This is a genomic window from Novosphingobium sp. KN65.2, assembly GCF_001368935.1.
GTDB lineage: Bacteria > Pseudomonadota > Alphaproteobacteria > Sphingomonadales > Sphingomonadaceae > Novosphingobium > Novosphingobium mathurense.
Genome location: NZ_CCBH010000188.1, coordinates 13,079 through 37,583, shown reverse-complemented (window position 1 = coordinate 37,583; position 24,505 = coordinate 13,079). Strand labels below are relative to the sequence as shown.

The 24,505-nt window shown below is 64.6% G+C and carries 20 protein-coding genes; 4 read left to right on the top strand and 16 right to left on the bottom strand.

Annotated features, from left to right (window positions below; genetic code table 11):
- Window positions 1-92 precede the first annotated feature (92 nt).
- The 3 genes from SPHV1_RS19465 to SPHV1_RS19455 all read right to left on the bottom strand — a co-directional run bounded on the left by SPHV1_RS19465 (window position 93) and on the right by SPHV1_RS19455 (window position 4,486).
- Complete coding sequence (locus SPHV1_RS19465) at window positions 93-1,598, bottom strand: M48 family metalloprotease (protein ID WP_054947665.1); 1,506 nt, start codon at window positions 1,596-1,598, stop codon at window positions 93-95.
- An 83-nt stretch (window positions 1,599-1,681) separates the two neighbouring features.
- Window positions 1,682-2,569, bottom strand: coding sequence for a tyrosine recombinase (locus SPHV1_RS19460; protein WP_139383913.1), 888 nt, complete (start codon window positions 2,567-2,569; stop codon window positions 1,682-1,684).
- A gap of 33 nt (window positions 2,570-2,602) precedes the next feature.
- Complete coding sequence (locus tag SPHV1_RS19455) at window positions 2,603-4,486, bottom strand: hypothetical protein (RefSeq protein WP_054947663.1); 1,884 nt, start codon at window positions 4,484-4,486, stop codon at window positions 2,603-2,605.
- A gap of 202 nt (window positions 4,487-4,688) precedes the next feature.
- On the opposite strand from SPHV1_RS19455, the gene SPHV1_RS19450 reads away from it, so the two are divergent.
- The 4 genes from SPHV1_RS19450 to SPHV1_RS19435 all read left to right on the top strand — a co-directional run bounded on the left by SPHV1_RS19450 (window position 4,689) and on the right by SPHV1_RS19435 (window position 8,359).
- Window positions 4,689-5,264 (top strand): shikimate kinase, encoded by a 576-nt coding sequence (locus tag SPHV1_RS19450; protein ID WP_054947662.1) that lies wholly within the window; start codon window positions 4,689-4,691, stop codon window positions 5,262-5,264.
- The gene (gene aroB, locus SPHV1_RS19445) at window positions 5,255-6,370 is read left to right on the top strand and encodes a 3-dehydroquinate synthase (RefSeq protein WP_054947661.1); all 1,116 of its coding nucleotides are present in this window, start codon (window positions 5,255-5,257) and stop codon (window positions 6,368-6,370) included. Before SPHV1_RS19450 ends, aroB begins: the two co-directional genes overlap by 10 nt.
- A gap of 297 nt (window positions 6,371-6,667) precedes the next feature.
- Complete coding sequence (locus SPHV1_RS19440; RefSeq protein WP_054947660.1) at window positions 6,668-6,853, top strand: DUF3008 family protein; 186 nt, start codon at window positions 6,668-6,670, stop codon at window positions 6,851-6,853.
- 99 nt (window positions 6,854-6,952) lie between these two features.
- Entirely contained in the window at window positions 6,953-8,359 is a 1,407-nt protein-coding gene (locus SPHV1_RS19435; RefSeq protein ID WP_054947659.1) for a peptide MFS transporter, read from the top strand.
- A gap of 6 nt (window positions 8,360-8,365) precedes the next feature.
- Here the strand turns inward: SPHV1_RS19435 and SPHV1_RS19430 are convergent, their stop codons facing one another.
- The 13 genes from SPHV1_RS19430 to SPHV1_RS19370 form a co-directional block, all read right to left on the bottom strand.
- Window positions 8,366-9,148, bottom strand: coding sequence for a thioesterase family protein (locus SPHV1_RS19430; protein WP_054947658.1), 783 nt, complete (start codon window positions 9,146-9,148; stop codon window positions 8,366-8,368).
- Window positions 9,148-9,519, bottom strand: a complete 372-nt coding sequence (locus SPHV1_RS19425; RefSeq protein WP_054947657.1) for a tRNA-binding protein — start codon at window positions 9,517-9,519, stop codon at window positions 9,148-9,150. Before SPHV1_RS19425 ends, SPHV1_RS19430 begins: the two co-directional genes overlap by 1 nt.
- A 3-nt stretch (window positions 9,520-9,522) precedes the next feature.
- Window positions 9,523-11,544, bottom strand: a complete 2,022-nt coding sequence (locus tag SPHV1_RS19420) for an acetyl/propionyl/methylcrotonyl-CoA carboxylase subunit alpha (RefSeq protein ID WP_054947656.1) — start codon at window positions 11,542-11,544, stop codon at window positions 9,523-9,525.
- Window positions 11,544-11,900, bottom strand: coding sequence for a lysozyme inhibitor LprI family protein (locus SPHV1_RS19415; RefSeq protein ID WP_231634762.1), 357 nt, complete (start codon window positions 11,898-11,900; stop codon window positions 11,544-11,546). Before SPHV1_RS19415 ends, SPHV1_RS19420 begins: the two co-directional genes overlap by 1 nt.
- A gap of 118 nt (window positions 11,901-12,018) precedes the next feature.
- Window positions 12,019-13,071 carry a biotin synthase BioB gene (gene bioB, locus SPHV1_RS19410; RefSeq protein WP_054947669.1) on the bottom strand — a complete coding sequence of 351 codons (1,053 nt, stop codon included), beginning with the start codon at window positions 13,069-13,071 and terminating at the stop codon, window positions 12,019-12,021.
- 10 nt (window positions 13,072-13,081) lie between these two features.
- A complete protein-coding gene (locus SPHV1_RS19405) occupies window positions 13,082-13,885 on the bottom strand; it encodes a DUF3445 domain-containing protein (RefSeq protein WP_054947655.1) in 804 nt (267 codons plus the stop codon).
- Window positions 13,886-13,905: 20 nt separating this feature from the next.
- Window positions 13,906-16,044 carry a methylmalonyl-CoA mutase gene (gene scpA, locus SPHV1_RS19400; RefSeq protein WP_054947654.1) on the bottom strand — a complete coding sequence of 713 codons (2,139 nt, stop codon included), beginning with the start codon at window positions 16,042-16,044 and terminating at the stop codon, window positions 13,906-13,908.
- A 110-nt stretch (window positions 16,045-16,154) separates the two neighbouring features.
- Window positions 16,155-16,592 carry a methylmalonyl-CoA epimerase gene (mce, locus tag SPHV1_RS19395; RefSeq protein WP_054947653.1) on the bottom strand — a complete coding sequence of 146 codons (438 nt, stop codon included), beginning with the start codon at window positions 16,590-16,592 and terminating at the stop codon, window positions 16,155-16,157.
- Window positions 16,593-16,596: 4 nt separating this feature from the next.
- Window positions 16,597-17,781, bottom strand: a complete 1,185-nt coding sequence (locus tag SPHV1_RS19390; protein ID WP_054947652.1) for an acetyl-CoA C-acyltransferase family protein — start codon at window positions 17,779-17,781, stop codon at window positions 16,597-16,599.
- Between the two features lie 193 nt (window positions 17,782-17,974).
- Window positions 17,975-19,501, bottom strand: a complete 1,527-nt coding sequence (locus SPHV1_RS19385; protein WP_054947651.1) for an acyl-CoA carboxylase subunit beta — start codon at window positions 19,499-19,501, stop codon at window positions 17,975-17,977.
- Between the two features lie 162 nt (window positions 19,502-19,663).
- On the bottom strand, window positions 19,664-20,719 hold the full coding sequence (locus tag SPHV1_RS19380) for a cytochrome c oxidase assembly protein (protein ID WP_054947650.1): 1,056 nt from the start codon (window positions 20,717-20,719) through the stop codon (window positions 19,664-19,666).
- A gap of 65 nt (window positions 20,720-20,784) precedes the next feature.
- A complete protein-coding gene (gene gor, locus SPHV1_RS19375; protein WP_054947649.1) occupies window positions 20,785-22,131 on the bottom strand; it encodes a glutathione-disulfide reductase in 1,347 nt (448 codons plus the stop codon).
- 136 nt (window positions 22,132-22,267) lie between these two features.
- Entirely contained in the window at window positions 22,268-24,505 is a 2,238-nt protein-coding gene (locus SPHV1_RS19370; protein WP_231634761.1) for a S8 family peptidase, read from the bottom strand.

The following is a 24,505-nucleotide window of genomic DNA, read 5'->3' as shown; positions in this document are numbered from 1 at the left end:
CGCAAAAAAAAAAAAAAAAGGGGGGACACCCCCCCCCCCCCCTTTTCTTTTATTCGGACGCGCCGTTTGCCACGCTCTTCAGAACCGGCACTTCAGTAAGTGACGATCTTCACTTTCTGCCCCGCAGTCAGCGTCGAATTCGACTGCAGGCCATTGAGCACAAGAAAGCGTTCCAGTTGCGCATCGCTGTAAGCCATGCGCTGGGACAGCGACCGCACGGTGTCACCGGACTTTACAGTCACGACATCGAGCAGGCGCGGTTTGACGCTACCCGCCTCGCTGGCGGAGATCCGCTTCAGGCTGCGGAACATCGGATTGAACACACCGGCGCCGCCGGCCTGCGTGATCGTGACGAAGTGATAGGCCTGCCCGTTACCGAAATCATAGGCGAAGACGACCACGTCGACGTTACTGTTCGACGACTGCACGCGCGCGACTCCATAAGCGGCCGGAATGCCGTTCACGCTCGTACGCTCGATCGAGGATGGGGTGATCTTTGCCTGCCCTGAATCGGTCAGCCCGGAAAACACCGTCTGGATGTAGGCATCGAGGCTTCCACCCAGCTTGCCGCCCGAGAACTGGGCCTTGCCCGACTGGCCACTGATCGACACGGCCCGGGTTCCATTCACCATGTAGAAGCCGTTCGGCGCCTCGAACGCAAACCGCAGCACCGGGTGAGTGAACTTGCTTCCTTCCACGACGCCCTGCTTGGGATCGTCGCCATAGACCAGGCCATCGATCCCGGTGAGGAACTTGTCGCGATTGGTAATGCCCGTCGCGTCGCTTCCCGCCTGGTTCAGCGCACCGCGCACGCGTGAGGCGGGATCGGGGTGGGTCGAGGCCCACTCGGGCACCTGGTTGCTCGTGCCGCGCAGTTGCGCCTCAAGGGCATTCTGCCGTGCGAGGCTCTCCAGCACCGTCGCCATGGCCCGCGGATCGTAGCCCGCGCGCTTGAGATAAGTAATGCCAAGGTTGTCGGCCTCAAGCTCCTGCGAGCGCGAGTACTTGAGTGTCAGCAGTTGTGACCCTTGCGAGAACAGTTTCTGGCCGAACTGGCCGAAGGAACTGTCGCCAAGCAGCACGCCCGAGAGAATCGAGCCCAGCACGCCGATGATCTGGTTGCGCTGCGCCGCCTGCTGGCGTTTTGCGGCATGTCGCGCCGCAACGTGGCCCACTTCATGGCCGAGAACGCCAGCCAGCTCCGCCTCGTTGTTCATCAGCGCCGTCAGCTGGCGGGTGACGTAGACATAGCCACCGGGAATCGCGAAGGCATTGTTGACCGGGCTGTTGAGCAAGGTGACGGTAAAGTCGCCGCGCGCATTGCTGAGCCCCGACTGCACCGCAATCGTCTTGCCGACCGATTCGACGTAGACCGCCTGCGGACCGGAAACCGTCCCTCCGAATTCCTCCAGCAGCTGCGGGTGCGCCTTGGCGCCTTCGGCCTTGTCTGCCTGACTGATCGAAGCCGACGTCGTGGGCGTACCGGTCGACTTCAGGCTGCCGCCGCTGGCAGCCGGAACGCACGCGGCCGTTCCCATGGCCACGAAGCCGAGGCTCGTGCCGATCAGAGTTGCGGTCCGTAAGCGTCGCGATGCCATCCTAAAACCCTTCCATTCGTTCACATTTGCTCTGTTTGCGATCTTCCGCACCAGACAACGGTGCTCAGCCCCGCTTGTTCCCCTCAACTGCCGCGCTTGCCGGCAAGCGGGTGGCGGGCATTGACGAGCTCGACGAGGCGGCTGCTCTCGACGTGCGTATAGATTTGCGTGGTGGCGATGTCGGCGTGGCCGAGCAGTGTCTGGAGCACGCGCAGGTCCGCGCCGCCTTCGAGCAGATGCGTCGCAAAGGCGTGGCGCAGGACGTGTGGGGAAACCCGCGTGGGGTCGATGCCTGCCCGCAAGGCGAGCGCGCGCACAAGCTGGAACAGACGCACCCGCGTGAGATGGCCGCTCGCCCCGCTGGAGGGGAACAGGAACCTGGACTGTCCCCTGCGCACCTCCAGCCAACGCGACAGAGCCTGACGGGCACGACCGCTGACCGGAACCATCCTCTGTTGCCCGCCCTTGCCCGTCACGTGGAGGAACGGCGCATCGCGCGGCACTGCCGCCACCGGCAGCGAGACCAGTTCGCTTGCGCGCAGGCCCGAGCCATAGAGCAGTTCGATCAGCGCAAGCATGCGCAGGGCATCCGAGCGACCGGAAACCGCTTCCTCTTCGGCAAGAACCAGCAATCGCTCGACTTCCTCGTGGGAGAGCAGGCGCGGCAGTGGGCGACGGGTGCGCGGCTTGGGCAACGAGCCTGAGGGATCGTCCTTGCGCAAGCCTTCGTCGACAAGGAAACCGTAGAACTGGCGCAGCGCCGAACACCGCCGCGCAAGGCTCGAGGCCGCAAGGTCGCTCCATGCCTCGCCCAGCGCTGCCAGAGCCGGCCCTTCCGCACTTGCCAGATCGCCGAGTTTTGCCTGTGCGGCGGCAAGGTCACGGCGATAGGCGGCCAGCGTATTGGCCGCCGCGCCACGCTCTACCGCCAGCACAGCGAGAAACCGTTCGGCGAGGTCTTCGCCTGCCATCGTTCCGCTCAGTCCCCGGCCCCGATCATACGATCAGGCGCGGCCAACCGCTTCGGCCGCAATCAGGCGTGCTTCGTCTTCCATGCCGACCTGACGGAGCGCGGAAACGATGTGGTAGAGATAGCGCGGCGTCATGCGCTGCCAACTCGATCCCTGCATCCCGAACCCCATGAGGAGGACAACACTGGCGGCATCGCCGCGCTCCGCGGCGCTGTCGATCGCAGTCGTCCAGCGGGTCGATCCGGCCAGTTCCAGCGAGAGGTCGTTGGAATAGCGCGAGACGTCGTTCTCTCCCAGACTCCCCAGCCCTGCCAATCCGGCAACCAGGAACGCGGCCTTGCGCTTGTTGGCGCTCTCGTCGTCATCGATGTAGCGATCTAGGTCACCGGTATCGACCGAGCGGCTGCCGGTCCCGGAGACCAGCGCCAGCAGGCCCCAGGCGGGGCTGCCCTTCTCCACCACCGAAGACCAGCGCATGGCATTGGCTTCGAAACCGGCCGAGAGCATCGACGTAATCAACGGGGCGGCATTGTCCGCATAGTCTTCCGAGGCGGGCATGCGGGCCGCCGCGGCTGCGGTCAGGACCTTGCGGGCATAGCCGGAGACTGGATCGGGCGCGGCGTTCCACAGGGCCTGCATCGCCGCAAGCCGGGCATCGGAGCTCTGCAGCGTATAGGCATCGCGCAGGGACTCCGCCGCGTCCTGGAAGTCGCCGGTAATGTCAGTGTCGGCGTAGATCTGCGAATAGAGATCGACCATCGCCGCATTCGACAGGATGCCGGCAGCGGCAGCGCGGTCCGACGCAGCAGCCCGGCGCTGCAGGCTCACCATCGGCGCCAGCGCATCGGTGTAGCCATACTGGACGCTGGCCTTGGTCATCAGCCGGGCCGGCGGCTCCATGCCGGTGCCGATCGTCAGGCCGTAACGCCAGGGCGTCATGCCTTCCACCTTGTCCCATTCGATCGTGACGGCCCGGCGCGCCTTGCCAGCAGCTCCGGCGTACTTCTGCGCCAGCAGCATGTCGATGTTGTCCATCTTGCCGCTTCGGCGATCCCGCTCCAGCTTGGACAGCGACGAACTGCTGTTGCCGCGAAAAGCCTCGCAGATCGCCTTGGCGACATCCCACTGCGGATCGTCGCGCAGCTTGCCCTGCGTCGCCATGATCGGGCAAAGGCCGGTAAAATCGGCCGTGCGCTCGTAGGTGCGCATCGCCAGGTCGCCCAGGCTCGGCGTGTAATTGTCGATATCGATGTCCTGCAGCACGGCGCGCGCGGCATCGATCTCCCCCATGCGCAGCAGCAGCCCGATGCGCAGCGCGGCGAATTGCTGCGGCTCCATGCCCGCAGGCGCCTGCAGGCGCGATACGAGCGCGCGACGCAGCAGGATATGCCCCCAGCGCGAAACGAGCGCGCCGCGGTTCGAAGCCAGTGCCAGCTCGACCAGCTTCGGGTTCTGCCTTGCGAGCGAAGCTGCAGGCAGGCCGCCCTCGCTCTCGGCCAACATGCCCACCTGCTCCATCGAGCGGCGCGCGGCAGGCGGCATGTCGAGCTGGATCTTGCTTCCCAGCAGTTCCTCGAAGTCGTCCGGCGTCATCTTCTCGATTTCCTCGAGAGTGGGAAGCCGGGTCAGCGCGAACTCGCCGTCCTGCTGCTGGGCCTGCGCAGCCTGCCCCGTCGCACCGCCGGGAAGCGCCTGCACGACCGGGGACGAAACCGCGCGCGGCGCGGCCGGATTCCCGCTTGAGGCATTGGACGAAGCGGACGACGCGGCAGTAGCCCGCGGGGTCGGCGTCGGACTGGGCGTGGGTGCCGGGTCCTGGAACATCTTGGGAAGCAGCGATTCGGGCGCATCCTGCGCCACGGCCCAGGCCGATGTCAGCGTCAGGGCCACACCGGCCAGAAGATAGGCGCGCCTCATTTCGGCAACTCCGGAACCGGGATGGGTTGAACGATGTCGCGCACCGGTTCCCGGCCAGCGTCGATCCAGCTCCATGCCAGCAATGCAATGACCAGGATGGCGACGGCTCCCAGAATCGTGCGCCTTCGCATTGTAACCGTCAACTCGCCTTCCTTCACCGATGCTTGCGCTGCGACCTAGCGCAACTATAGGCGGTGGGGCAATGGACGTTCAACAGACCCACTTCTCCGCACAGGAAATTGCCGGACTGGCAAGGCGCATCGATCGCCCGATCGTACTTGTCGGCATGATGGGCGTGGGCAAGTCGAGCGTAGGCAAAAGGCTGGCCTCGCTGCTCAACTGTCCCTTCGTCGATGCCGACGAGGAAATCGAACGCTCAGCCCAAATGGGCATTCCCGAAATCTTCGAGATGTACGGCGAGGATTACTTCCGCGACGGCGAGCGCCGGGTGATTGCCCGCCTGATCGACGAAACCGACGGGTGCCGTGTGATCGCGACAGGCGGCGGTGCCTTCTGCAACGCCGAGACCCGCGCCTTGATTCTGGATCGCGCCCTCACCATCTGGCTGGACAGCGAAGTCGATACCCTGGTCGAGCGGACCGCCCGCAAGGACAACCGCCCGCTGCTGAAAGACGGAGAGCCGCGCGAGATCCTGGCCCGACTGCGCGAGGAACGCCGTCCCCACTATTCGCAGGCGCCGATCCATGTCCTGAGCGGACCCGGACCGCACGTCCAGACTATCAACAAGGTCCTTCAGGGAATTTCGCAATGGCTGTGATCCCGGTCAATATCGCCGGCCGCCCCTACGAAGTACGGGTCGGTGCAGGACTTCTCGCCGAACTGGTGCCGCACTGTCGCGGCAAGCTGCGCAAGCGGGACGTGCCGATCGTCACCGATGCCAACGTCCATGCCGCCTGGGGCGACGTGGTCGAAGCCAGCCTGCGCGACAACGGCCATGAACCGCATTGGCGCATCCTTCCGCCGGGCGAGCACACCAAGTCATGGGACGAACTGGCCGCCACGGTGAACTGGTTGCTCAGCCTCGAAGTTGAGCGCGGCGACCACATCATTGCGCTGGGCGGCGGCGTCATCGGCGATCTCACCGGATTTTGCGCTGCCGTGCTGAAGCGCGGGTGCAAGTTCATCCAGGTGCCGACTACGCTGCTTTCGCAAGTCGATTCGAGCGTGGGCGGCAAGACCGCGATCAACACCCCGGCCGGCAAGAACCTTGTCGGCGCCTTCCACCAGCCGTCGCTCGTCCTCGCCGACCTCTCGGCGCTCGAGACGCTGCCCACCCGCGAACTGCTCGCCGGTTATGCCGAAGTCGTGAAGTACGGGCTGATCGACGATGCCGATTTCTTCGCATGGTGCGACACCAACGGCGCGAAAATGGTCGCCGGAGACAGCGCCCTGCGCGAATATGCGGTTGCCCACTCGGTCGCCGCGAAGGCCCGGATCGTGGCCGAAGACGAATTCGAGACCACCGGGCGCCGCGCCCTGCTGAACCTCGGCCATACCTTCGGCCATGCGCTGGAGGCCGAAACCGGCTTTTCCAGCCGCCTGCTGCACGGCGAAGCAGTGGCGCTCGGCATGGTTCTGGCAGCACGCTATTCCGCGCGCAAGGGCCTGATGGCCATGGCGAGCGCGGATCATGTTGCGCAGCATATCGGCGAAGTCGGTCTGCCCGCCAGCCTCTCGGCTCTCGGTCTCGACTGCAACGGCGCCGCGCTCGTGAAGCACATGCTCCACGACAAGAAGATGGATGCGGGCACCCTGCCCTTCCTGCTGATGAAAGGCATCGGCAAGACCTACCTCGACAAGCAGGTCTCGCTCGAGGACGTCGCGGATTTCCTCGACGGCGAACTCGCGCGCACGCCGGCCTGACGCGAAAAACACGCGCCGAATCAAAGGTGCATACCTTTCCGGATGCACCGTGCAGCACAAGCGGCAGGCCGTCCCCCCGGCGGGAACGGACTCCCGTTCACGCGTGTTCCCGAGATGGATTGGAGTACCGCTTGAGAGCCGCGAGCGGGTCGCGAAGGATTGCCCTTGGCCGGGGGGATTGTCCCCGAGGCACCCGGGGGCACCGGAAGGCGGCGGGTCGATCGGGCCTGCCGCCTTTTTCCATCGCGCGAATCGCGAACGATCGGGGGGCATCGGCAAGGGAAGGACGCGCAGACAATGCCTGCCAAATCCAAGGCCCAGCAAAAGGCCGCCGGCGCCGCACTCGCCGCCAAGCGGGGCAATGCCAGCAAGAGCGACCTCAAGGGCGCTTCACGGGAAATGTTTGAATCGATGAGCGAAAAGCAGCTCGAGGATTTTGCGGGCGTGTCTCGCAAGGACAAACCGGACCACGTCGACGAATAAGCCCGCATTCACGAGCCGAACGGTATCCAGCGCCCTCGTGACATTACGCAGAAATGTTTCTAAGTTGCCGACTTAGACAACAATAATACGAAGAGCGCAATGACTGTTGCCGAAGCCACTCCGGAACTGGATTTCCCTGAAGAAGCCGCTGCGGACGACCGCGCCTTTCTCGGACATCCCAGAGGCCTGGGATATCTCTCGTTCGTCGAAGGCTGCGAACGCTTCTCATACTACTCCATGCAGACGCTGCTTGTGCTCTACATGGTCAAGTATCTCCTGCTTCCGGAGAACATCGGCAAGGTCGTCGGCCTCGATTGGCTGCGCACGGGGTACTACGCAGGCCTGAGCGGGCAACCGCTCGCCTCCGCAATCTTCGGTGACTACACGTCGCTGGTCTACCTCACCCCGATCCTCGGCGGGATCGTCGCAGACCGTTGGCTCGGCCGCCGCATCACCCTGATTGCGGGCGCGCTGGTGATGTCGCTGGGTCATTTCCTGATGGCTTTCGAAGGCATGTTCCTCTTCGCGCTGATCTCGCTCGTCGTCGGCGTCGGGCTGTTCAAGGGCAACATCGCCAGCCAGGTCGGCGAGCTGTACAGGCCCAACGACCTGCGCCGGGCCATGGCGTTCCAGATCTTCTACATCGCCATCAACGTCTCGGTGATCGCAGCGCCGCTGATTTCGGGCACGCTGGGCGAGAAGGTGGGCTGGCACTACGGCTTCGGCACGGCCGGCGTGGTCATGGTCCTCGGCCTGCTGCTGTACCTGCGCGCGCGTCCCTATCTGCCGGCCGATGGCGCCGACGCCACGGAGGGCAAGGCAAAGTCCGCGGGGCTCCAGCGCAGCGACTGGCCCCGGCTGGGCGCACTGGCCATTCTGGTCCCGGTGCTCGCCATCGCCATCCTGACCAACCAGGAAATCTTCAACGCCTATCTCGTCTGGGCCGATGCGAAGTTCCAGCTCACCTTCTTCGGCGAAACCCTGCCGACAAGCTGGATGATCACCATCGATGCAACGCTCAGCTTCTCGATGCTGGTCGCCGTCGCCGCCTTCTGGAAATGGCGCAGCGATCGAACGGGCCGCGAACCGGACGAACTGGGGAAGATGATCATCGGCTCGGTCTTCACCGTCATGGGCGGCATGTGCCTCGTCATCGCCGCCGCGACCGCAGGCGATGCCAAGATCGGCCTGTTCTGGCCGGTCATGTTCCACCTGTTCAACTCGATCGGCTTCGCTCACGTCCTGCCGGTCAGCCTGGCCCTGTTCACCAAGGTTGCCCCGCGCGCGCTCAATGCGACGGTCGTGGGCATCTACTACCTGGCCTTCTTTGCCGCGAACAAGACGGTCGGCGTGGTCGGCGGCTGGTACTCCAGCATGGACACGGTGCATTTCTGGCTGCTCCATGTCGCCACCGCCGCCTTCGGCCTCGTCGCTTTCGCGGTGCTCAGGATGTTTCTCGGCAGGATCCTTGCCGACGATGTCGCGGGCGAACCGGCCCCGGCCTGAGCAAGGTCAGCCGAACAGGGCGACCGACTGGATACCGGTGGCAATCGGCTCGCCACCGGCATTCCACAGGCCCATGCCCTGGCTGGAACAGCCTTGCTGCGCGTAATCGCCAGTCGAGCGCAGCAACCACCAGCCGTCGCGCGATTGCGGCGTAGCGGTCAGGAGATTGACCTGCCAGTGCATGCTGCTGATCGGCACGGGTTGCGGCATGACGGGAATGACCGCAGGCGGCAGTCCGTCCCCGCATAGCATGAGTTCGACCATCGGATCGAGGCGGCCATGATCGCGCGAACGCAGCCACCAGCACATCTCAGGTCTCTTGCGGTCGGCCTCGGGCATTCCGAAGCGCACATCGAAGTGACTGCGCATGAAGACGGTGAGAGCATCCGCAGGTATCGGCAAGGCATCGTCGAGAGGAACGACGCTATCCGGAAGCGGCCTGTCATTGATTTCGAGAGTATTTGCGGTCGGCCGCATGAAGACGAAGTTGGCGGCAAAGGCCATTCCGGCCCCGCTCGACAGGTGCGCTGAGATCCATGTGGCATTGCGGCCCTGCCGCTCCACCTTCGCGCGTGCCACGATCTTGCCGTTCACCGGCGCCATCATCGCCAGTTGCGCCGAGCGCAGCGGCGCGAGTTCACCGCCTGCCTGTTGCGCGACCGCCAAGGCCAGCGCAGAAGAAAATCCGCCATAGGCAGTGCGGCCCTGCAGCCAGCTTTCCGGAACCTCCAGCTCCCAGCCATCGTCGTGACGCTCGGCTGCGGCAAGGACCTGCGCAAATCCGGTCATCAGAACAACCGCGATCCGTTGGGCACCGCCTTGTCGGGTGAGAACAGGGTGACCCTGCCATCTTCATCGGCAAAGCCCAAAGTCAGCACCTCGGACAGGGCCTTGCCGATCTGACGCACGGGAAAATTGACCACGGCCGCTACCTGGCGACCGATGAGGTCTTCGGGAGAATAGAGCGCCGCGACTTGCCCGACGCTCTTCTTCTCACCGATGCCGGGACCGAAATCGATCCGCAGCCTGTAGCTTGGCCTCCGTGCGCCCTCGTAGACTTCGGCCGCCACGACGGTGCCGATGCGAATGTCGACTTTCAGGAAATCGTCAAAGGCAATCGTGTCGCCCGCAGGTGCGGCCGGGTCATGATCGAGGTGCAAACGTCACTCCATCTCGAGGATGATGGCGTCGACCGCGAGGCTTTCGCCTGCCTTGGCATTGACCGACTTCACCACACCCGACTTTTCGGCGCGCAGGATGTTTTCCATCTTCATCGCCTCGATCACCGCAAGCGGCTGGCCGGCCTCGACCTTATCGCCCTCACCCACGTGGAGCGCGACGAGCAGGCCCGGCATCGGGCAGATGAGGAACTTGGAAAGATCCGGCGGGATCTTTTCGATCATGTGCTGCGACAGGTATGCCACGCGGGTGGGCAGGCAGTCGACCTTGTGGATCGCGCCGCGGGTGGTCATCCTGAAGCCGGTGCGGGTGACTTCCAGCTTGATGCCGATGTCCTCGCCCTCGATTTCGGCCTCCACAAGGCGGTCGCCGGGGGTATACTCGAGCGCCAGTTCAACCTCGTTGCCGTTCACCGTAACTACGTCCTCGTCGATCACGACGACGTAGTCGGTCTTGTCGATGGTCACCGTCCAGTCGGCCGGCGGATCGGTCGGATCGGCGAGCTGGCCGGAAATCCGGCGCGAACGGTCCGAACGCGCGGTGGCGACGAAACCGGCCACGGCAGCGAGCTTCACCTTCAGTTCTTCCGACGTCGCGGCGCCGCTGAAGCCCTCGGGATATTCCTCGGCGATGAAGCCGGTGGTCAGCTCACCCGAGCGGAAGCGCGGGTGCTGCATGATCGCCGAGACGAAATCGATGTTATGGCCAAGGCCCTCGATCTCGAAGGCATCGAGCGCAGCGATCTGCTTGTCGGCTGCCTCGTCGCGGGTCTCACCCCAGGTGATCAGCTTGGCGATCATCGGGTCGTAGAACATCGAGACTTCGCCCCCTTCATAGACGCCATCGTCGACGCGAATGCCGTCGATGCCGCGACGGCCGTTCTCGGCACCGTCGTCTTCCCAACCGGCGACAGGCGGGCTGTAGCGCACGAGGCGACCGGTCGAGGGCAGGAATCCACGATAGGGGTCTTCGGCATAGACGCGGTTCTCGATGGCCCATCCGTCGATCTTCACGTCGTCCTGCGTCATCTTCAGCTTTTCGCCGGCAGCGACGCGGATCATCTGCTCGACGAGGTCGATGCCGGTGATGCACTCGGTGACCGGGTGCTCCACCTGCAGTCGGGTGTTCATCTCGAGGAAGTAGAAGCTCTCGCCGCTCGGATCGGCGCCCGAGACGATCAGTTCGACCGTACCCGCCGAGTAGTAGCCCACGGCCTTCGACAGGGCGACGCACTGCTCGCCCATCGCCTTGCGCATCTTCTCGGTGACGAAGGGCGACGGCGCTTCCTCGACCACCTTCTGGTGGCGACGCTGGATCGAGCACTCGCGCTCGTTCAGGTAGAGGATGTTACCGTGCTTGTCGCCGAGGATCTGGATCTCGATGTGGCGCGGGTTGAGGATGAACTTCTCGATGAAGACGCGGTCGTCGCCGAAGGAGTTGAGACCCTCGCGCTTGACCGATTCGAAGCCCTCGCGAACGTCCTTCTCGGAATAGGCCAGGCGCATGCCCTTGCCGCCGCCGCCGGCAGAGGCCTTCATCATCACCGGGTAGCCGATGTCGTTGGAGATCTGCACCGCGTGTTCGGTGTCCTCGATCTCGCCGACGTAGCCGGGCACGACATTGACGCCGGCTTCCTTGGCGAGCTTCTTGGACTCGATCTTGTCGCCCATCGCGGCAATCGCGTTCACGGGAGGGCCGATGAACTCGATGCCTTCTGCAGCCAGCGCCTCGGCGAAGGACGTGCGCTCGGACAGGAAGCCGTAGCCGGGGTGAACCGCTTCGGCGCCGGTCTGCTTGCAGGCCGCGATGATCTTCTCGGCTATCAGGTAGGACTGCGCGGCGGGTGCCGGACCGATATGCACTGCCTCATCGGCCATCTGCACGAATGGCGCGCGGGCATCGGCATCGGAATAGACGGCAACCGTCTGGATGCCCATGCGGCGTGCGGTCTTGATCACGCGGCAGGCGATCTCGCCCCGGTTTGCGATGAGGATCTTCTTGAACATCAGTTCTCCGTTTCCACGTATTCGCGCAGCTGATCGGTGCGCGCCTCGGTGAGTCGTTGCATGCAGGTGTTCTGAACGAGCGGCCAGATGGTGCCGCTCTCCTCGCGCTGGCCATTCTCGGCCAGGCACTGGGCGTCGCGGAACGCGAGCCACTTGCGCTGGGCATCGAGGAGCCTTGCGAATTGCTGTGCGCCTTCGGACCGGGCCTTGGCCGCGGCCTGCTTCCACGTCGCGTTGAGCGCGCGGTCAGCAGCCTGAAGGTCCTTGAAGGCGCAGATGTTCATGTCCGTCTGCGTCATCGCATGAGCGCAATCGACTTGCGGCTCGGCCGCCATCAGGAACGGTGTGAAGATCACCCGGCGCCCTCCCCATAGCCGTCGCCCTTGCGCAGGCGGGCTTGACGCCCGTGCGCAAGGCTCCGCCGCACGGCGGGCTCCCCGTCTGCGCGGGGGTGACGAGGGAGGGCGAAAGTCACTACTCCATCGTTTCCAGCTTGACGCAGCCCTTGGGCATGCGGGAGGCTTCGACCTGCGCATCGGTTTCGCTGATCGCCATCGGCTTGATACCGAGGCGCGCGAACATCGCGGCATCGTTGTCGTCGCCGGCATTGGGCGCGGTAAGCAGCTTGTCGCCGGTGAAGATCGAGTTCGCACCGGCCATGAAGCACATCGCCTGCGTCATCTCGGACATGGACTCGCGGCCCGCGGAAAGACGGACCATCGAATGCGGCATGGTGATGCGTGCCACCGCAACGGTGCGCACGAACTCCACGTCGTCGATCTTGGCAAGCGGGGTATCGGCCAGCATGTCGCCCAGCACCGTACCCTTGACCGGGACCAGCGCGTTGACCGGCACCGAGCCGGGATGCTCGGGAAGCGTCGCCAGCGTGTGGATGAAGCCGACCCGATCCTCACGCGTCTCGCCCATGCCGACGATCCCGCCCGAACAGACGTTGATCCCCGCCGAGCGCACGTTGGAAAGCGTCTCGAGGCGATCGTCCATCGTTCGCGTGGTGATGACCTGGTCATAGCGCTCGGGCGAGGTGTCGATGTTGTGGTTGTAGTAGTCGAGCCCCGCCTCGGCGAGCATCTGCGACTGCGCGGGCGTCAGCATGCCCAGCGTCATGCAGGTTTCCATGCCCATCGAACGCACGCCCTTCACCATCTCGATGATGGCAGGCATGTCGCGGTCCTTGGGATTGCGCCAGGCAGCGCCCATGCAGAAACGGGTCGAGCCCTGGTCGGCCGCCTGCGCCGCACGCTGCAGCACCGCCTGCACGTCCATCAGCTTGGTCGCCTTGACGCCGCTGTCGGCATGGACCGACTGCGAACAGTAGCCGCAGTCTTCCTGGCAGCCGCCGGTCTTGATCGAAAGCAGCGTCGAGAGCTGCACTTCGTTGTGCGGGTGATGGGCGCGGTGGACCTCGGCGGCGCGGAAGACCAGTTCGGTGAACGGCAGGTCGAACAGCGCGGCGATTTCCTCGCGGGTCCAGTCGTAACGGGGTTCGGTTAGGGGGGCGTTGGTCATCTCGAATTCCTCAGGCTGCCTTGGCCTGCGCACGGCGCGCGGCATAGGCGGTCAACGCCGCTGCATAGTGCGGTCCGGCGCGACGTTCCAGTTCCCCGCCGGCGAAACCCTCTACCGATTGCGCGATCCGCGACACCGCCGCATCGCTGAGCTGCCCCAACGGCGTGCGGTAGATGCCGATGGTGAAGACGATCGCGCGCGATTTCGGCAGACGCCGCAGTGCCTCGCGCTCGCAGCGCACGAACAGCGTTTCGCCAGCATTGTCCGCGGTGACATGGGCAAAGCGCTGCTCCGGCAGGGCTTTGGGCATGTAGCGCAAGTCATCCGAGGCCACGACGAAGGCATTTGTCCGCGCGAAGATGTTGAACGACTGCAGCCCGTTCATGAACTTGTCCACCCCAGAGGCGAGCTGCTCGGCATAACCGTGGATCGGCTCATGCACCTGATGCAGCGCACGGCCGATCTTTTCGGACAGGCGCCAGTCGGTCGGAAACGCCACGGCTCCTGCCCCCAGGCGGAATGGCTGTCCCGGCGCGTCCTGCACCATCACGCACAAGTCCTCCCAGACCGAGCGCGCACAGGCTTCGAGCCCGCCATCCACACCCAGCAGATCGGCCAGTTCAGCGATCCCTGCCTCGGCTTCGGGCAGGACCATCACGCTTTCGGGATGAGCGTCGAAACCGGCCTTGCGCGTGGCAATGTCCGGTTCGGGATCCAGCCACTGGCCTTCGTCGAGGCGCACCAGCCCCATGCGCAGCGGGCCGGAGACCCGTGCAGCAGGCAGCAGTGCCTCGACAGAGAAACCCAGTGACATGGCCCCTTCCCCTTCGCGCCTTACTCGGCCGCTTCCAGTTCGCTGCCTGCGGGCGGCATGTTGTGGCCCAGCAGGCGCAACATGTCGGCAGCGCACTCGACCACGTTCGAACCGGGACCGTAGATCCCCTGAACGCCCGCCTTCTTGAGGAAGTCATAGTCCTGCGGCGGGATGACGCCGCCGGCGACGACCTTGATGTCGGCGCGGCCGGCATTGCGCAGGTGGCCGATCAGCTCGGGGATCAGCGTCTTGTGTCCTGCCGCCAGCGAGGAGGCGCCGACCGCATCGACGTTGTTCTCCAGCGCCATCTGGCAGGCTTCTTCCGGCGTCTGGAACAGCGGTCCGGAAACGACCTCGAAGCCCATGTCGGTGAAGGCCGAGGCGATCACGTTCGCGCCGCGGTCATGGCCGTCCTGGCCCATCTTGGCGACGAACATCTTCGGCTTGCGACCGAGGCGGCGGGTCACCGCATCGACGCCGTCGAGCACCTGCTGGTAGCGGGTGTCGCCGGCATAGGCCGAACCGTAGACGCCCTTGACCGGGGTCGGGAACGTACCGTGACGGCCGAAGACAGCCTCCATGGCATCCGAGATTTCGCCAAGGGTCGCGCGGTGACGCGCGGCTTCGACTGCCAGTGCCAGGAGGTTGCCCTTGCCCTTCGCGCCTTCGGTGATCGCCTTGAGCGCGGCCTGGCAGGCTGCCTCGTCGCGACTGTCGCGGGCGCGCCTGATGCGGGCGATCTGCGCTTCGCGGACCTTGTGGTTGTCCACCTCGAGCGTCTCGATCGCGTCTTCCTGATCGCGGCGATACTTGTTGACGCCGACAATGACGTCATCGCCCTTGTCGACGCGTGCCTGGCGACCGGCAGCGGCTTCCTCGATCATCGCCTTGGGCCAGCCGGCGGCGACCGCCTTGGCCATGCCGCCTTCGCTCTCGACGCGCTCGATGATCTCCCAGGCCTTATCGACCAGTTCCTGCGTCAGCGCCTCGATGTAGTAGGAGCCGCCCAGCGGATCGACGACATTGCACATGCCGGTCTCTTCCTGGATGACGATCTGGGTGTTGCGCGCGATGCGGGCCGAGAAGTCGGTCGGCAGCGCGATGGCCTCGTCCAGCGCGTTGGTGTGCAGCGACTGGGTACCGCCGAGCATCGCCGCCATCGCCTCGATCGTGGTGCGCATGACGTTGTTGTAGGGATCCTGCTCCTGCAGCGAGACGCCCGAGGTCTGGCAGTGGGTACGCAGCATCTTCGAACGTTCGGACTTCGCGCCGAGCTGGGTCATGGCGCGATACCACAGCGTGCGCGCGGCGCGCAGCTTGGCGATCTCCATGAAGAAGTTCATGCCGATCGCGAAGAAGAACGAGAGGCGACCGGCGAACCTGTCGATGTCGAGCCCCGAGGCCACGCCGTACTTCACGTATTCCATGCCGTCTGCGATGGTGAAGGCCAGTTCCTGCACCTGCGTCGCCCCGGCTTCCTGCATGTGGTAGCCGGAAATCGAGATCGAGTTGAACTTCGGCATGTGGTCCGCCGTGTAGGCGAAGATGTCCGAGATGATCCGCATCGAGGGCTCGGGTGGATAGATGTAGGTGTTGCGGACCATGAACTCCTTGAGGATGTCGTTCTGGATGGTCCCGGAAAGCTGTTCGGTGGGAACGCCCTGCTCTTCGCCGGCGACGATGAAGAAGGCGAGGATGGGGATCACGGCGCCGTTCATGGTCATCGAGACCGACATCTGGTCGAGCGGAATGCCGTCGAAGAGGATCTTCATGTCCTCGACCGAGTCGATGGCGACGCCTGCCATGCCAACGTCGCCAACGACGCGCGGGTGATCGGAATCGTAGCCGCGGTGGGTGGCAAGGTCGAAGGCGACCGACAGGCCCTTCTGGCCCGCCGCAAGGTTGCGGCGATAGAAGGCGTTGGATTCCTCGGCGGTCGAGAAACCGGCATACTGGCGGATCGTCCAGGGGCGGCCTGCATACATCGATGCCTTGACGCCGCGGGTGAAGGGCGCAAAGCCGGGAAGGCCCGGATCGGTCTTGACGTCCTCGGCGGTATAGAGCGGCTTGACCGCAATGCCCTCGGGCGTGTGCCAGGTCAGGTCCTTGCCCTTGACCTCCTTGTCCGCCGCTGCCTTCCAGTCGTTGATGTCAGCCATTTCCCGTTTCCCTCGTCTATTCTCATCCCGGTGCGAGCCGGGATCGCTGGCATTCACAGGCCGAACCGCCCGGCCAGCGGTCCCGGGTCAGACCCGGGACGCCTTGTTCCTCAATGCGCTTCCCTGGGCGTTTCCATGATCTCGGTGAGCTGGCCGCCCATGTCCTTGGGGTGGACGAAGAAGATCAGCGTCCCGTGTGCGCCGATGCGCGGCTCGCCCAGCACCCGCTTGCCCTGCCCTTCGAACCAGGCCTTCGCCTCATGGATGTCGGGCACTTCGTAGCAAATGTGGTGCTGCCCCCCGAGCGGGTTCTTCTCCAGCCACTTGCCCACCGCGGAATCCGCTTCTGTCGGTTGCAGAAGCTCGACCTGCGTGCCCGCAGTCCCGTTCTCGCCCGGAGTATTGACGAAGCAGACGCGCACCTTCTGGCTTTCGAGCACGAAGGGCTCGGTAATGTCGGTGGCGCCCATGACGTCGCGGTAGAAGGCGATCGAGGCATCGAGATCCGGCGTCGCGACGCCGATGTGGTTCATCCGGCCGAGCTTCACGAAGTCAGTCCTCCACGTTCTCGATGACCATGGCGATGCCCTGGCCGCCACCGATGCACATGGTGATCAGGCCGTACCTGCCGCCCGTACGCTTGAGTTCGTAGACCGTCTTGATCGTCAGGATCGCGCCGGTCGCGCCGATCGGGTGGCCCAGCGAGACGCCCGAACCGTTCGGGTTGGTCTTGGCAGGATCGAAGCCGAGCTGCTTGGCAACGCCGCAAGCCTGCGCGGCGAAAGCCTCGTTGCTTTCGATCACGTCGATCTGGTCGAGACTGAGGCCCGCACGCTCCAGAGCGACGGGAACCGCCTTGACCGGGCCGAGGCCCATCACGCTCGGCTCGACGCCCGCGTGGCCCCAGGCGAGAATCCTGGCGAGGGGCTTGAGCCCCTTTGCGGCAACGGCCTTGCCGCTGGCAAGAACGACGGCGCCGGCACCGTCATTGAGGCCCGAGGCATTGCCTGCGGTGACCGTACCGTCCTTCTGGAACACGGCCTTGAGGCTGGCCATGCCTTCCAGCGTGGCATCGGCGCGCACGTGTTCGTCGGTGTCGAACACCTTGGTGCCCTTGCGCGACTTGATTTCGACCGGAACGATCTGGTCCTTGAAATAGCCCTCGGCGATCGCCCTGGCGGCGCGCTTGTGGCTCTCGACGGCCAGCGCGTCCTGTTCCTCGCGGCTGATCTGGCACTGCGAAGCGATGTTCTCCGCGGTCACGCCCATGTGGATGCCCTCGAAGGGATCGTGCAGCGCGCCGAGCATCGCGTCCTCGAACACGAGATTGCCCATGCGCACGCCGTTGCGGGCCGAGCTGGTCATGTGCGGGGCGTTCGACATCGATTCCGCACCGGCGCCGATGGCGAAATCATGCTCGCCAAGAGCGATGGCCTGGGCTGCCGATACGATCGCCTGGAGGCCCGATCCGCACAGGCGGTTGACGTTCATGGCCTGCGAGGACACCGGAACGCCCGCGTTCACCGAGGCCACGCGCGAGATGTAGGCGTCCTTCGGCTGGCTCGGCACGACATTGCCGACCACCACGTTCTGGATGTCCGCTGCACTGATTCCGGAACGCTTGATCGCCTCTTCCATGACGATAGTGCCAAGATCGGCCGGACGGAACGATGCCAGCGAACCACCGAACGAGCCGATAGCGGTACGAGCGCCGCTGAGGATGTAGATGTCTTCCATGATCTGTACCTTCTCCTGCGGAACGGCGCGATCCTCTTGGCGGGACCTGCAGCCGTCCTGATTTCATCCAAATGCCGTCCCTTGAACTCCAGCTTCGCGTCTTTCGAAGCGAGAACGGCGGGGGCCGGCCTTCGATCGCGTCCGGAGCGGCAGGGACGACGCCCGAAGGCAATGTCGTCCCGCCCATTCCGGATTACAATGGAATGTTGTCGTGCTTCTTCCAGGGATTCTCGAGCTGCTTGTTGCGCAGCTTGCGAAGCCCCAGGGCGATGCGGCGACGGGTCGAGTGCGGGTAGATCACTTCGTCGATGTAGCCGCGGCTGGCGGCCACGAACGGGTTGGCGAAGCGGTCTTCGTATTCCTTGGTGGCAGCGGCCATGCCGTCCGCGTCACGGCCGCGGAAAATGATCTCGACAGCGCCCTTGGCACCCATCACCGCGATTTCGGCGGTCGGCCAGGCATAGTTGAGGTCGCCACGCAGGTGCTTGGACGCCATGACGTCGTAAGCGCCGCCATAGGCCTTGCGGGTGATCACGGTGATCTTGGGCACGGTGGCTTCGGCATAGGCGAAGAGCAGCTTCGCGCCGTGCTTGATGATGCCGTTGTGCTCCTGGTCGGTGCCCGGAAGGAAGCCGGGAACGTCGACGAAGGTGACGATCGGAATGTTGAAGGCATCGCAGAAGCGCACGAAGCGCGCGGCCTTCTTCGACGAGTTGATGTCGAGCACGCCGGCCAGCACCATCGGCTGGTTGGCAACGATGCCCACGGTCTTGCCTTCGACGCGACCGAAACCGCAGATGATGTTCGCCGCGTGCATCGGCTGGATCTCGAAGAACTCGCCCTCGTCCAGTGTCTTCCTGATGACTTCGTGCATGTCATAGGGCTGGTTGGCATTGGGCGGGATGATCGTGTCGAGGCTCTCCTCGAGACGGTCCCACGGATCGGCGGTCGGACGCTCGGGCACTTCCTCGCGGTTGGACAGCGGCAGGAAGTCGAAGAAGTCGCGTGCGGCCAGCAGCGTCTCGACGTCGTTCTCCAGCGCAAGGTCGGACACCGAGGTCTTGCTCGAGTGCGTGACCGCACCGCCGAGCTCCTCCTGGGTGACGACTTCGTTGGTCACGGTCTTCACGACGTCCGGACCGGTCACGAACATGTAGGAGCTGTCTTTCACCATGAAGATGAAGTCGGTCATCGCCGGCGAATAGACCGCGCCGCCCGCACAGGGGCCCATGATCAGCGAGAGCTGCGGGACCACGCCCGAGGCCAGCACGTTGCGCTGGAACACTTCGGCATAGCCCGCGAGCGAGGCGACGCCTTCCTGGATGCGCGCGCCACCGGAATCGTTGAGACCGATCACCGGCGCGCCGACCTTCATCGCGTTGTCCAGCACCTTGCAGATCTTCTGCGCATGACGGTTCGAGAGCGAACCGCCGAACACGGTGAAGTCCTGGCTGAACACGTAGACCAGTCGGCCATTGATCGTGCCCGAACCGGTTACGACTCCGTCGCTGGGAATGCGCTGGTCCTGCATGCCGAAGTCCACGCAGTCATGCTCGACGTAGAGATCGAGTTCCTCGAAGCTGCCCTCGTCGAGCAGGACTTCCAGACGCTCACGCGCAGTCAGCTTACCCTTGGCATGCTGAGCGTCGATGCGCTTCTGCCCCCCACCCATTCTGGCGGCGGCGCGGCGCTTCTCCATTTCGGCAATATTTGCGGACATTCGGCTTCCCTTCTCCGAAGAGGTTTCAGCGTGTTCTCGTGTCCGTGCCTAAGGCAGGTTGCGAGCCTCAGGTCAACAGTTTTTAATCAACCGATTAATTCAATACGCCCGTTAAAGCCGCCACATTTCACATATCCGATGGGCCGGGAGCGCAACTTTCGCTCAGCCCGGTATCTTGCCGGAGAGGCCGAAATCGCGGGCCTTGTCGTGCGGATGATCGATCACGGCGACCACGCTGACGGTGATCGCCAGCATCAGCAGTGCAAAACCCGCCAGACCGATCGCGAGAGCGCGATTTGCAGGTGCTCGCTCAGCGGTCAGTTCGCGCCCCGCCCGCATCCGGCGCGACACCAGCCGCTCCTCCTCGCTGCCCCAGCGGTGGATCACCACGAGCGCGGAAATCGCGAACATCATCGTGCCCGGAATCCACATGATGATGCCCCCGGTCTGCTCGTCTGTGAGCATCGAGACGTGCCACATGTGCCCCAGCGCCAGGTAGGCATCGTAGAGCGGGATCGTCTTGAAGGTCAGGAACGCGCCCAGCACGATATTGCCCAGCGCCGCGAAGACGAACATCGCGAGGCGTGCCCCCAGCCCCGGTCCCTGCGGTGCGGCACGGCGGTCGAAGATGACCGAGAAGAAGACCAGTCCCGTCACCAGCAGGCTGATGTGCCACATGTAGTGGATCGGCTCGTCGAGAATCGCGAGATCGTGCCAGTGGGGCATCATCCAGAACAGGCTGGCGGCAAGGAACAGGACGGTCGCCACGAACGGGATACGCAGGAAGTCCACGAAGCCACGCAAGGGCCCGGAACCCGCGAAGAACCGGCTCACGCCCTTGGGCAATCCGCGCACCAGCGCGGCCTGCGGGCGCGACAGGAAAATGAGCATGGGAGCCACCGTGCGCAGCAGCATGTGCTCGACCTGATGGACCGCGAAGATGTGATCGGCCAGCCGCTCGACCGGGGAGATCAGCGCCACGAACAAGGCCAGCAGGCCGCCGTTGAAGGCCAGCAAGCGCCATCGCTCGGCGACGAGGCCGTGACGGCTGCCCTTCCAGTAGATCAGGGCAACGACCACGAGACCGACAATGATCTCGGGCGATAGCTGCCATAGCGTCCAGGGGCTGGCATCGGCGCGGACGTGCCCGCCATGGGCCAGCGCTGGGGTCGAACGCACTGCGAGAAGACTCGCGGCCAACCATCGGAAAACACGCATGCAAGGGGGCATATACCCCTCGCACCGTCATGCAACCCCAGCAAAAGCGCGAGGACCGGCCTGCCTTACTTGAGCAGGACGAGTTCCTCGGACATTGTCGGGTGCACCGCGACCGTGGCGTCGAAGTCCGCCTTGGTCAGCCCCGCCTTCACCGCGATGGCCGCCGCCTGCATGATTTCCGGCGCCTCCGGGCCGATCATGTGCAGACCCACGACGCGATCCGTCTCGGCATCGCAGATCATCTTGTAGAGCGAACGTTCGTTGCGGTGGGCAACGACGTTCTTCATCGGCCTGAAGTCGCTGGTATAGACGCGCACCGAACCCAGCTTCTGGTTCGCCTCGCCCTCGGTCATGCCCACACCCGCAATCGGCGGATGGCTGAAGACGGCCGAAGGAATGCAGCTGTAGTCCACCGTCGTCGGCTTGTCGCCGAAGACCGTATCGGCAAAGGCCTGTCCTTCGCGGATGGCAACCGGGGTCAACTGCACGCGATTGGTGACGTCGCCCACGGCGTAGATGTGATCGACGCTGGTCTGCGAGTACTCGTCGACCTTGATCGCGCCCTTGTCGTCGACTTCCACCCCGACGTCGCCGAGGCCCAGCCCTTCGACATTGGGCACGCGGCCAGTGGCGAACAGCACGCAGTCGACGTCCATCGGCTCGTGATTGCTCATGGAGACCTTGAGCGAGCCGTCCTCGTTCTGCTCGATCTTCTCGAATTCGGCGTTGAAGCGGAAGTCGATGCCCTTGGTCAGCGAGATCTGCAGCAGCCGGTCGCGCACGCTTTCATCGTATCCGCGCAGAAGTTGGTCGGAGCGGTTCATCAGCGTCACCTTGGCGCCGAACTCGTTGAAGATTCCCGCGAACTCATTGGCGATGTAGCCCGCACCGGCGATCAGGACGCGGCCCGGAATCGCATCGAGATGGAAAGCTTCGTTCGAGGTGATGCCCAGCTCGTGGCCCGGGCAGGACGGCACGTGCGGCCGCGCACCGGTAGCGATAAGAATGACCTTGGCCGTCTTCTTCTCGCCGCTCGAAAGTGTAATTTCATGCGGGCCGGTGATCCGTGCCCGCTCGTGAAAGATCTCCACCTCATGATTGGTGAGCGTCTGCGTATAGAGACCGTTGAGGCGGTCGACGTCATTGAGCACGTTGTCGCGCAGCTTGACCCAGTCGAACGTGGCCTCGGGAATGTCCCAACCGAAGTGCTTGGCGTCTTCCAGGTCTTCGGCGAAATGCGCGCCGTAAACGAGCATCTTCTTGGGCACGCAGCCGCGGATCACGCATGTCCCACCGACCCTGAACTCCTCGGCCACGGCAACCCGCGCACCGTGCGCTGCAGCAACGCGGCTGGCGCGCACGCCGCCCGAACCGGCGCCGATGGTGAAAAGGTCATAATCGTACTCGGACATTCACATGCTCCCGGCCTGCGCCATTGGACTGGTCGGGGGCGCATATGGGGCATCGAATCCGCGATTGCCAACCACCAGCACGCAATCGTCGAATTTTTAATCGCGGCCCGCCCGGCCCGGGAGCCTGTCCATGCGGTCAGTTCAGGACCAGCCGCCAGGTGCCCAGCGCCCGCAGATCGCGCGCATCGGTGGTGCTCGCCATGCCCAGGCGCAACTGCGAACGCGGTCCGCCCTTTTCGAAACCGACGGTCAGCAAGGGATCGACCGCGCCGGAAAAGTCGACACGGCGGTCGGTGAACAGGAGCGAGCGGCTGGCCATGTCGTAGCCCGAGCCGATCGTGTAGGTCCCCTTGCCCGAGACGACTGTCAGCGGCTGTGCAAGACCGAGCCGCAGCACCCCGCCGAATACCGCCCGGCTTGCCGTGAAACCGAAGCGACTGGTGAGGAACGTCCCGGCATCGGTCAGCAGCATGTCATCGGCCAGCTTCAGCCGTGTAGCGCCGAGGCTGGCATAGCCTGCGAGCCTCCACGTCCCCAACCTTGCCGTTTGCGCAACTTCAAGGAAAGCGGTGCGGGCGCCGTCGCCGAAGCGCAGCGCGCCGCTTCCGGTCGGCGTACCGAAGACGGTTCCCTGTTCATCGAGCAGCCCTGCCTTGAGACCGGTTCCCGCCTTGCGCCAGGAGGCGACTGCGCCATTGGCCGAACCGTAATCGGCGCGGCCACCCACCACCGACAGGCCAAGGCGTCCCCCGGCAAGCGGATGGTCGGCAGCAACCGCGAAATCCGCCACGGGCGCATAGGCGAAGACCGCGTCCGAACTCGGCGCCAGTCCCATGAATTCGCTGGAAACGCTGTCGTTGGAATTGAGCGAAGCACTCAGCCACGTCTTGCCGCTGCGCCAGGCGACACGGCCGTTGGTCAGCATCGTGCGCACTTCATCCTCGCCCGGCCCGACGCGCAATCGGGTGAAGCCGGCACTGGCATCGAGATCGCGGGCCGCAAGGCGCGTGAAGCCGGCATTGGCCTGCACCCGCATCCGGCGCTCGATCGAGAAGCGGTCCACCCCAGGCTGTGCAACAAGGCCCGACAGGTCGCCCGTGAAGTCTCGCCCATAAGCATCGAGCACGGTCACATGACCCAGCACGCGTGCCTTGAGCCCGGCGGCACCGACCGCTTCGGGAACGACGAGGCTGGAACCGGTCAGCGAAGTCTGCGTCACCCCGTTGGACAAGGTCGGATTGACCGGCGAAAGCGCCGCCTGCACATCGATCAGGCCATGCCCGAAGACCGGGTCCACGCCCGGCGCGCCGATGTCTCGCGCGGTGTTGACGATGACCTCCCCGGCCTCGATGCCGGAAAGCTGCGGCCACTTGCTCAGGATCAGGGCAGCAAGGCCGCTGACCTGCGGCGTTGCCGAACTCGTCCCGCTGAACAGCACCAGAGACCCGTCGACGTACTGCGTGGCATTGGTGCCCATCGCCGCCACGCAGTTGTTCATGGCAGTCGTGCCGCACTGGTTCGAATAGTCGGTCAGTTCGTAGCTGGTCTGCGTGCCTTCCAGCGCCACGACGAAAAGCCAGCTTCGGGAATTGCTGGAATTGAGATCGAGGTAGCCGTCCACATTGGCCGCGCTCTCGTTGCCGGCCGCATTGACGAAGAGTCCACCGCTCGCCTGGTAGCGCGCCACCATCTGCGCCCACGCCGGGCTCGCCTCTTGCGGATCGACCTTGGCGATCGAGGCATTGACGACCTTGATGCCGTTGTCGCCGGCATAGGCCATGGCCTGCGACATCCCGATACCCAAGGTCTCCTGCGCGTCGGGATCGGTCGTATCGAGGTCGATCTCGCTGATGCGCAGGGCAACGATCTCGGCACCGGGCGCGATACCCTGCACACCGGTGCCGTTGTTGCGCGCGGCGATCACGCCCGCGACCATCGTGCCATGGTCGGAATAGTCGTCACCGATGACATTGCGCTGCGTGGTGACGCCGTTCTCCGTAACTGTGCCGTAATCGCGGCTGAGGTTGGAAATCTTGCCCTGGAGCTCGGACACTTCCTTCACGCCATCGTCGAGAACGGCGACCTTCACGCCCTGCCCGGTCCATCCGTTGTCGAGCGCATAGAGCGCGTTGACGTACTCGAACGAAACGTAATTGTTCCGATATTCGGCATCGTCCTGCACCGAGCGCCGCGGTTGCTGGCTCTCGGGCGTGATGACGTAGCCGGTCGGCGCCGGGGTGGGCGTGGGTGTGGGGGCCGGAGTGGGACTCGGGGTTGGGCTCGGGGTCGGACTGGGCGCCGGGGTCGGCGTTGAATTGACGCTGCCGCCGCCTCCGCCGCAACCTGCCAGAGCCATGGCGAGGATACTCGCCAT

What these genes read in the sequence shown, in the direction of transcription:
- SPHV1_RS19465 (WP_054947665.1), bottom strand. Translation starts at nt 1,598, where the DNA reads ATGGCATCGCGACGCTTACGGACCGCAACTCTGATCGGCACGAGCCTC.
- SPHV1_RS19460 (WP_139383913.1), bottom strand. Translation starts at nt 2,569, where the DNA reads ATGGCAGGCGAAGACCTCGCCGAACGGTTTCTCGCTGTGCTGGCGGTA.
- SPHV1_RS19455 (WP_054947663.1), bottom strand. Translation starts at nt 4,486, where the DNA reads ATGAGGCGCGCCTATCTTCTGGCCGGTGTGGCCCTGACGCTGACATCG.
- SPHV1_RS19450 (WP_054947662.1), top strand. Translation starts at nt 4,689, where the DNA reads ATGGACGTTCAACAGACCCACTTCTCCGCACAGGAAATTGCCGGACTG.
- aroB (WP_054947661.1), top strand. Translation starts at nt 5,255, where the DNA reads ATGGCTGTGATCCCGGTCAATATCGCCGGCCGCCCCTACGAAGTACGG.
- SPHV1_RS19440 (WP_054947660.1), top strand. Translation starts at nt 6,668, where the DNA reads ATGCCTGCCAAATCCAAGGCCCAGCAAAAGGCCGCCGGCGCCGCACTC.
- SPHV1_RS19435 (WP_054947659.1), top strand. Translation starts at nt 6,953, where the DNA reads ATGACTGTTGCCGAAGCCACTCCGGAACTGGATTTCCCTGAAGAAGCC.
- SPHV1_RS19430 (WP_054947658.1), bottom strand. Translation starts at nt 9,148, where the DNA reads ATGACCGGATTTGCGCAGGTCCTTGCCGCAGCCGAGCGTCACGACGAT.
- SPHV1_RS19420 (WP_054947656.1), bottom strand. Translation starts at nt 11,544, where the DNA reads ATGTTCAAGAAGATCCTCATCGCAAACCGGGGCGAGATCGCCTGCCGC.
- bioB (WP_054947669.1), bottom strand. Translation starts at nt 13,071, where the DNA reads ATGACCAACGCCCCCCTAACCGAACCCCGTTACGACTGGACCCGCGAG.
- SPHV1_RS19405 (WP_054947655.1), bottom strand. Translation starts at nt 13,885, where the DNA reads ATGTCACTGGGTTTCTCTGTCGAGGCACTGCTGCCTGCTGCACGGGTC.
- scpA (WP_054947654.1), bottom strand. Translation starts at nt 16,044, where the DNA reads ATGGCTGACATCAACGACTGGAAGGCAGCGGCGGACAAGGAGGTCAAG.
- SPHV1_RS19390 (WP_054947652.1), bottom strand. Translation starts at nt 17,781, where the DNA reads ATGGAAGACATCTACATCCTCAGCGGCGCTCGTACCGCTATCGGCTCG.
- SPHV1_RS19385 (WP_054947651.1), bottom strand. Translation starts at nt 19,501, where the DNA reads ATGTCCGCAAATATTGCCGAAATGGAGAAGCGCCGCGCCGCCGCCAGA.
- SPHV1_RS19380 (WP_054947650.1), bottom strand. Translation starts at nt 20,719, where the DNA reads ATGCGTGTTTTCCGATGGTTGGCCGCGAGTCTTCTCGCAGTGCGTTCG.
- gor (WP_054947649.1), bottom strand. Translation starts at nt 22,131, where the DNA reads ATGTCCGAGTACGATTATGACCTTTTCACCATCGGCGCCGGTTCGGGC.
- SPHV1_RS19370 (WP_231634761.1), bottom strand. Translation starts at nt 24,505, where the DNA reads ATGGCGAGTATCCTCGCCATGGCTCTGGCAGGTTGCGGCGGAGGCGGC.